A 7021-nucleotide genomic window follows, 5' to 3' on the forward strand; every position below is an offset into this window, starting at 1 on the left:
CGTCATTGAACAGCGGCAGCGTCAGGTCTTCGAGCTGGCCGATCTCGCGGCGTGAAGGGCGGGTGAGCGAGCAGAACGCCGACACTGCGGCGCGGAACAGCCTTTCGGCCTTTCCCGAGTCTTTTCGTACCGCGATTTGCCTGAAGTCCGAAGATGACACGAAGGATACGCCCGTACTCGACACAAGCTTGGCGCGCTCGACCGGGATTGTGTCGGTTTCGCGAGCACCAAGAACAAAGATCAAGTTAGCGACGATCCGTTAGCGTTCCGTTAACCCTCTGCCGCCTTAATGACATTTGGAGGCGTTGCGTTGTGCTCCGGGGAAACCGAGAGGAATGCGCGAACCATGGGCATGGTACTGTCTTTCGTGCCGCGTACGGCACCAAACACCAGAGCAAAGCAAACCGCCGAAATGCCGGCGGCGGTGATCATCTTTCCCGGCATCCGCTATGAGCGGTCGCATGCCGGCGAAGTGCGGCCGGTCGATCCCGACAAGACGGGATCGCCAGGGACGAAGCCGGTCCCGCACCACTGAGTTTCGGCGGCCACGGACCTTTGGTCCGGGATCATGTCTAGTGCATGTCGCCCAAAAGTGACCTCGGTTTTGGAGAACGACATGCATGAAAACAAAGACCTAAAGCGGGTCGTCTGAATCCGTTCAGACGCGACACGCTCTAGAAGTCCTGCAACTCACAGGAACTCTGTTCGAAGAAGCGCGACACGATCGGCTTCCAGCTGCTGTCGGGGACGAAGGCACGGATGACGAAGATGCCTTCCTCGATCGGCGCTTCGACGAAGATCGCCCCCTGAAGATCCTCTGGAAGGTCCTTGCGCACGTCGATCATCTGCGCCGGCGTCAGCACCACGGCATCCAGAACGCCGCCGGTCGCTGTGTGGTCGTTGAAGGAATAGATGTTGTGGCCGCTGCGGTCATAGACCGACACCGACCAGAACGGGACATGTCCAGGTGCCTTGACGCGGACCAAACCTTCGCCCAGGTCGAACCGGCACGCCGTTGCATAAAACAGCGGGTCGACGGATTTCACCACGGGCGCCCCACCGGCCTCGGCATCGAGCCGCGTCATCTTGTAGAGATCCGAAGCCATGGACAGCCGCGACCAGGCGTCGCGTTCGGAAAATTCAGGCACCAGAAGCAGCACGGCGATGTGCACAATGCCGGCGCCGAGCAGGCCGAGCAGGACGGCATGCAAAAGTCTGCGCATCGCCGCATAAAAACTACGCATCGCAGCCGACCTTGACGATCCGCGGCAGCGAGACGTCCGACAGGCCCGTGCTGCTGGCGATTGGCGTGTCGTAGAAGGTCAGCACGAAATACATCCTGCCGAAGCCGTCTGTCAGCAGCCAATTGCCGGGCATCGGGTGATGGCCGGCGGAAATGATCACCGAATTGTCGGGCTGGCGCACCACCCCGTAGGATTGCAGCGCCGCCAGCCGGGATTTGCCGGTCTCGACCACGCTGAGCGACTGGTCGGCGGCGTAGAGCGTCCAGAACCGCGCCGTCGGAAATCCGCCCTCGATGGTGTAGGTGCATTCGCGCTTGAGCTCGGCGCCGCCCGTGTCTCGCTCGGCGACGAAGGACAGCCCCTCGGCACGGCCGAGTGCAAGCACGCCCTCGCGCGCCACGCGAGCCTTGGAATAAGGATCGGCGGACGGCGTGCCGATATCGGGAAAGGCTGTCCATTGACCGATCCGGATGGCGCCGACGCCATCCTGGACTTTCAGCGCATACCAGACGCTGCCGCCACCGCCGATGATGGCTATGGCAAGCGAAAGCAACGTCAGGAAGGCAGTTTTGAGCATGAAGGGCCGGGGACACCGAAGAGTTGCCGCTCGGGGATATCGCGGCGCAGGGCCTTGTGGCAAGCGGGCCGATGTAGAATTGCAGCCGCCTCTTCCTTCTCCACCTGCGGGAGACGGTGGCCGAGCGAAGCTCGGTCGGATGAGGGGTGTTCCAGCTTCGCAAGGACGGTGATCCGGCCAGCACCCCTCAACCGTCTCGGCGCTGCGCGCCGATCCACCTTCTCCCACAGGTGGAGAAGGAAGAGGCGCGCCATCACAGCGCCGACAGCGTCTCCGGCGGTTGAGGCGTATTGAGGACGGGCGCCGACTGGAACAGGCTGGTCATGTCCCGCAGCGTCTGCGTCGTGCGGCTGGACAGCACCGGCGGCCGTTCGGCGGCTGCATCGGCCACCGCCTGCGCGTCGCTCTTCTTCTGTGCTTCCTCGGCTTTGGCAGCGATCTCCTCGTCGACGAAGGGCTTGTCGATGCCCGGGATCGGCTTGAGGTCGATGTTCTGGTGCGCATAGACCATCAGGCGCTGCCATACCATCGCAGGCAGCGAGCCGCCGGTCATGTTCTTGGTCGGCGTGAAATCGTCATTGCCCATCCATACCGCCGCCGTGTAGTTGCCGGTGAAGCCGACAAACCAGGCGTCGCGGTAGGATTGCGTCGTGCCCGTCTTGCCGGCGACGACGATGTTGGGAAGTTGGGCCCGCCGCGCCGTGCCCATCACCGGTACTGCCGCCAGCATGGTGTTCATCGATTTCAGCGCCTGCTCCGACAACACCCGGTGTGGCGGCGGCGCATCCTTGGCGAAATCATAAACCACCTCGCCGGTGCGGGTGACGAGTTGGCTGATGCCGTGCCGGAAGCCGACGAAACCGTTGTCGGCGAACACGCTGTAGCCCGTCGCCTGGTCCATCACCGTCATGCCCGAGGTGCCCAGCACCATCGTCTTGTGCGCTTCGAGCGGCGATTCCACGCCCATCGCCTCGGCCATGGCCTTGATCGGCCCGATGCCAAGGTGATCCTTGGCCAGCCGAACCGGCACGGTGTTGATCGATTTGGCCATAGCCATGATCAGAGTTACATTGCCCGCCGATCCGCCGCTGTAATTGTGCGGCGACCAGGACCCCCAGCTGATCGGGCCGCCGGAGATGATGGAGTTGGGCGTGAAGCCGTGTTCCATCGCCGTTGCATAGACATAGGGTTTGAATGACGAGCCGGTCTGGCGCAGCGCCTTGGTGGCGCGGTTGAACTGGCTGGCGCCATAGTCGCGGCCGCCGACGATGGCGCGCACGGCGCCGTTGGTCTCGATGACGACGACGGCACCTTCGGTGACGTTGTACTCCTTGCCGAACTGGCGCAGGTGGAACTCCACCGATTCTTCCGCTGCCTTCTGGATGTTCGCGTCGAAGGTGGTGTGGGCAACAAGCGAGTGCTGGCCCGGTTTGGCGATCTTCTTGACCTCGTCGAATGCCCAGTCGAGGTAATAGTCCGGACTTTTCTGCTCGCCGCGGTCGACGACATCGGCCGGATGCAGCCTTGCCTGCAGAACCTGCCCCTCGGTCATGAAGCCGGAATCGACAAGGTTGGACAGCACCACATTGGCGCGTGCGCGCGCTGCCGGCAGGTTGATGTGCGGCGCATATTTGGTCGGCGCCTTGAACAGCCCGGCCAGCATCGCCGCCTCGGCGAGGTTCAGATCCTTGACGCTCTTGCCGAAATAGAAATCGGCGGCCGCCTCGATGCCGAACGTACCGCCCCCCATGTAGGCTCGATCGAGATAGAGCTGCAGGATTTCCTTCTTCGACAGATTGGCCTCGAGCCACAGCGACAGGAAGGCTTCCTTGATCTTGCGCTCTAGCGTGCGCTCATTGGTGAGGAACAGGTTCTTGGCCAGCTGCTGGGTTATGCTCGAGCCGCCCTGAACGACGGAATTGGCCCGCACATTCTCGAAGATGGCGCGGGAAAGGCCGAGCACATCGATGCCGTAGTGATCGAAGAAGCGGCGATCCTCGGTAGCAAGCACCGCCTTGATGACGTGATCGGGCATCTCGTCGACCGGCACGGAATCGCGCTGGATGATGCCGCGCTGGCCGATCTCGTTGCCATAGCGGTCGAGGAAGGTGACGGCGAAGTCGCCCTGGGCGCGCCAGTCGCCGGCCGTATCCTGGAAAGCCGGAATGGCCAGCGCCAGCATCACCACGATGCCGCCGGCGCCGAGCGTAAAACCTTCGCTCAACACTTCGATGATGCCACGGCGCCAGCCGTTGACGCGGAAGCGCCGCGAGAAGATCGTCGCCGATTCCCAGAACTGGCGCGCCTTGAAGCCGATCTCGTAGAGCGAGGAATCGATCCACGCGTCGAGCGCCAGCAGCCGGGCGGCGATCGGACCTCTTCTCTTGCGCGGTTCGGGACTGGCCATTCGGAATCCGGCTAGCAATTGCACGACCTGAGTACCGCAAACCGGCAATTTCAGGGCGATGCATTCCGCAAGACTATTCCTCCATTTTTCCAGCACTCACAAGGGCAGCGAAGACACAGTATCGGGTTTGTTGCTGAGGGGCGAGCCGGCTCAGGCCGGTTCGCGCTTCAGCGCCTGCGCCATGCAGTGGATGCCGCCGCCGGTCTTCGAAATCTCGCTCATGTCGACGGCCGCGACCTCGAAACCGCGGGCCTTGAGCTGGCCGATCAGCGACTGGCTGGAGGTCGGCGCGATCACCCGGTCCTTGCCCAGCGACATGAAGTTGCAGCCGAGCGCCATCGTGTCCTGGAACGGCACGTCGATGATCTCGTGGCCTTTGCCCTTCAGCCAGTCGACAATGCCGGGCTCGGTGCAGGCAAGGCAGACGGCGGTCAGTTTTTCGGCGATCGGCACCACCATCAGGTCGATATGGACGTAATATTCGTCGATGAAGGCGATGCGGGTTTCCCAGCCTTCCTTGTCGAACCAGGCCTGCACCTGGCGCGCACCTTCCTCCTGCGTGCGCGCGCCGCCGCAGCCTATCAGCACGACGCCATCCTCGATGACGTTGAAGTCGCCGCCCTCGAACGTACCAGCCGTGACCATGTCGTAGATCGGGATGCCGAGTTTTTCATAGGTGCGGATCGCGGCATAGTTCTCGCCGCGCCGCCACCAGTTGGCCATGGCGGTGATGAAGGCGCCGTAGGGCGTCATGACGCTGGAATCGCGGGAATAGACCTGCATCGGCAGCTCGGGCGTCGGCTCGTGCCAGTGGATGTTGACGCCGAAATGCTCGTAGGCGGCGACCAGGTCCTTGTGCTGTGCTTGTGCGATCTGCACGTTGCAGGGCGCCTCGCGCAGGTGCTTGCGCGACAGCGAGCTGGTCGACAGATGACGCAGGAAATTGGGCGAGCCGAGCAGGACGTCGGTCAGCACGTCGGTCTCGTTGGCAAAACCCCAGGCGGTCAGCGGCTTGGTGCCGCCGGCGGGGTTGCGGCGCTGCAGCGAAAACGGCTCGGCGACAATGCGGTCATGAACGGTCATGGGATGCTCCTCGTGAGGTGACTTGGGGGTGTCTGATTGCTCGGTATCCACCAGTCGCGTCCACGCGGGGTGGTGACATATTCTGGCCAGCGAAACCCGATCGGCGGCTCGTAGTCGCAAAGCGGTGCGATCCAGTTCGAACCGCCGATGCCGCCGCCGGTGCGGGTAACGAACTCGTCCATCGCCGCCTCGCGGGCAGTCTGGTCTTCCAGCAGGCGAAGGGCGGCAAGCGCAATCGTGCGGGAGGCGCAGGCCACCATCGGGTCGATCGTGGCCGAAATACCGCCCAGCGCATTCATCACCCAGGCTGGATAGGGATAGCCGGTCTCCGAACGCAGCGCCGGGCGGGCGACATAGAAGCGCGCCGTCGGCGTATGCCAGCTCATGTCGGTGTAATCGTCGGAGGTCGAATTGACCTGCGAGGGCGGCAGGTCGCGGCGCAGGATCGCTTCCGCCGCCTGCGGCTCGATCAGGCGCTCCAGCTCTTCGATGAACGGCTCGTCGCTCGCCATGCGCCCGGCATTGACCTGCATTTCGCGCGCGACTGCCTTGGCGTCTTCGTCCCAGCGCGGCGGCCCGACCGCCGACAGCGCTTCATAGGCGATCTCGGCCATGGCATGATTGGCAAGTCCCGGTCGTGACTTCGACACCCAATGCCGCTCGGTGCGGCAATCACTCATCGCTGCCGCCGCCTCGGCATTGCGGTCGAGCACCGCGGTGACCTGCTCGGCCATGGCAAGCGTCGGCACGCGGATCATGTACTGAATCTCGGCCAGCCCCGCCGGCAAATTGTCGGCGGTCGCTTGCCCCGCCGTCAGGATCGCCTCGCTGATCGACCAGCCGCCCTGGTGAGGCAGCATGGAATCGCGCAGAGCCTTGGAGGCCATGTACATCATCATCAATGCGTCGTTGGCGCCGGGCGCGCGCGCCGCCGAATGTGCTTGCGGAATGGGTGCAGCACCCGCAGCCAGCGCCCAGCGCTCCGGTTGGTCGCAGATGAAGCGATAGATCATCGCGTAGGCCGCGCCGCAATGCGTGTCCCAGCGCGCCGTGTTGCAGAGCGGCAGCATGTAGAACGGATGAAAGGAGATCATGCCGGCAAGGCCGTCATAATAGCCCTTGGCGGCATGGATCGGCTTTGACCCACGCACCTTTTCCGCCGGCTCGCCGGTGAAGCGCAGCGTGCCTGATATGCCGTGGCGCTGCATCGCGGCCTTGGTCGCCAGCAGCCCGCCGAGGCTCGAAATACCCAGCCCGGAATGCGGGTCGGTGTGGCCGCCGGCCTGGTTGCCAAGTCCCCGGCGCGGACGCTCGACCGTAGCGGCATCCTGGCAATTGCCCGGCACCGCGTCGTATTCGGCGTACATGCCGATGGTCGGGCCGGGGCCGTTGGTCCAATGTGCGCAGAAGGCGGTCGGCATGCCGCCGGAGCCTTCTTCGACAGAAAAGCCTTCGAGTTTCAGTCGCTCGACATACCAGGCGGCGGATTGATATTCCCGCCACGCGGTCTCGCCGTAATCGAAGATGATGCGTGTCCACGCGGACAACAACGGCTGGATGCCGTCGAGACAGGCAAGGGCGGTTGCTTGCGCCGAGGTGGCCACCGGTTTCTCCATGGCATGAGAAGAAAGCAGTGAAGCGGTTCGCTAAAAAGTGATATGTTTTCCCGGTTCGTGCAAATTCGGTTCACCTGAGGTTCCTTGCGTATAC

General features: G+C 63.4%; 6 protein-coding genes and 1 pseudogene. 1 reads left to right on the forward strand and 6 read right to left on the reverse strand.

Annotation, left to right across the window (positions count from 1 at the left end):
- A pseudogene (locus tag ENZ74_RS16145) lies at positions 1-184 on the reverse strand (hypothetical protein); the annotation flags it as partial.
- A 162-nt stretch (positions 185-346) separates the two neighbouring features.
- Here ENZ74_RS16145 and ENZ74_RS16150 point away from each other — a divergent pair.
- Positions 347-535 (forward strand): hypothetical protein, encoded by a 189-nt coding sequence (locus tag ENZ74_RS16150; RefSeq protein ID WP_013532653.1) that lies wholly within the window; start codon positions 347-349, stop codon positions 533-535.
- Positions 536-674: 139 nt separating this feature from the next.
- Here ENZ74_RS16150 and ENZ74_RS16155 read toward each other — a convergent pair whose 3' ends face one another.
- The 5 genes from ENZ74_RS16155 to ENZ74_RS16175 form a co-directional block, all read right to left on the reverse strand.
- Positions 675-1244, reverse strand: coding sequence for a DUF1254 domain-containing protein (locus tag ENZ74_RS16155; protein WP_013532652.1), 570 nt, complete (start codon positions 1242-1244; stop codon positions 675-677).
- Positions 1237-1821 carry a DUF1214 domain-containing protein gene (locus tag ENZ74_RS16160; protein ID WP_013532651.1) on the reverse strand — a complete coding sequence of 195 codons (585 nt, stop codon included), beginning with the start codon at positions 1819-1821 and terminating at the stop codon, positions 1237-1239. The genes ENZ74_RS16155 and ENZ74_RS16160 overlap by 8 nt, the downstream gene beginning before the upstream one ends.
- A gap of 253 nt (positions 1822-2074) precedes the next feature.
- Positions 2075-4228: a penicillin-binding protein 1A gene (locus ENZ74_RS16165; protein ID WP_013532650.1), complete on the reverse strand. Its 2154-nt coding sequence runs from the start codon at positions 4226-4228 to the stop codon at positions 2075-2077.
- 150 nt (positions 4229-4378) lie between these two features.
- Positions 4379-5311, reverse strand: coding sequence for a dimethylarginine dimethylaminohydrolase family protein (locus tag ENZ74_RS16170; protein WP_013532649.1), 933 nt, complete (start codon positions 5309-5311; stop codon positions 4379-4381).
- Complete coding sequence (locus ENZ74_RS16175; protein WP_063167697.1) at positions 5308-6927, reverse strand: hypothetical protein; 1620 nt, start codon at positions 6925-6927, stop codon at positions 5308-5310. Before ENZ74_RS16175 ends, ENZ74_RS16170 begins: the two co-directional genes overlap by 4 nt.
- Between the last annotated feature and the right edge of the window lie 94 nt (positions 6928-7021).

It is taken from the genome of Mesorhizobium sp. M7A.F.Ca.CA.002.15.2.1, from assembly GCF_003998715.1.
GTDB classification, from domain to species: domain Bacteria; phylum Pseudomonadota; class Alphaproteobacteria; order Rhizobiales; family Rhizobiaceae; genus Mesorhizobium; species Mesorhizobium ciceri.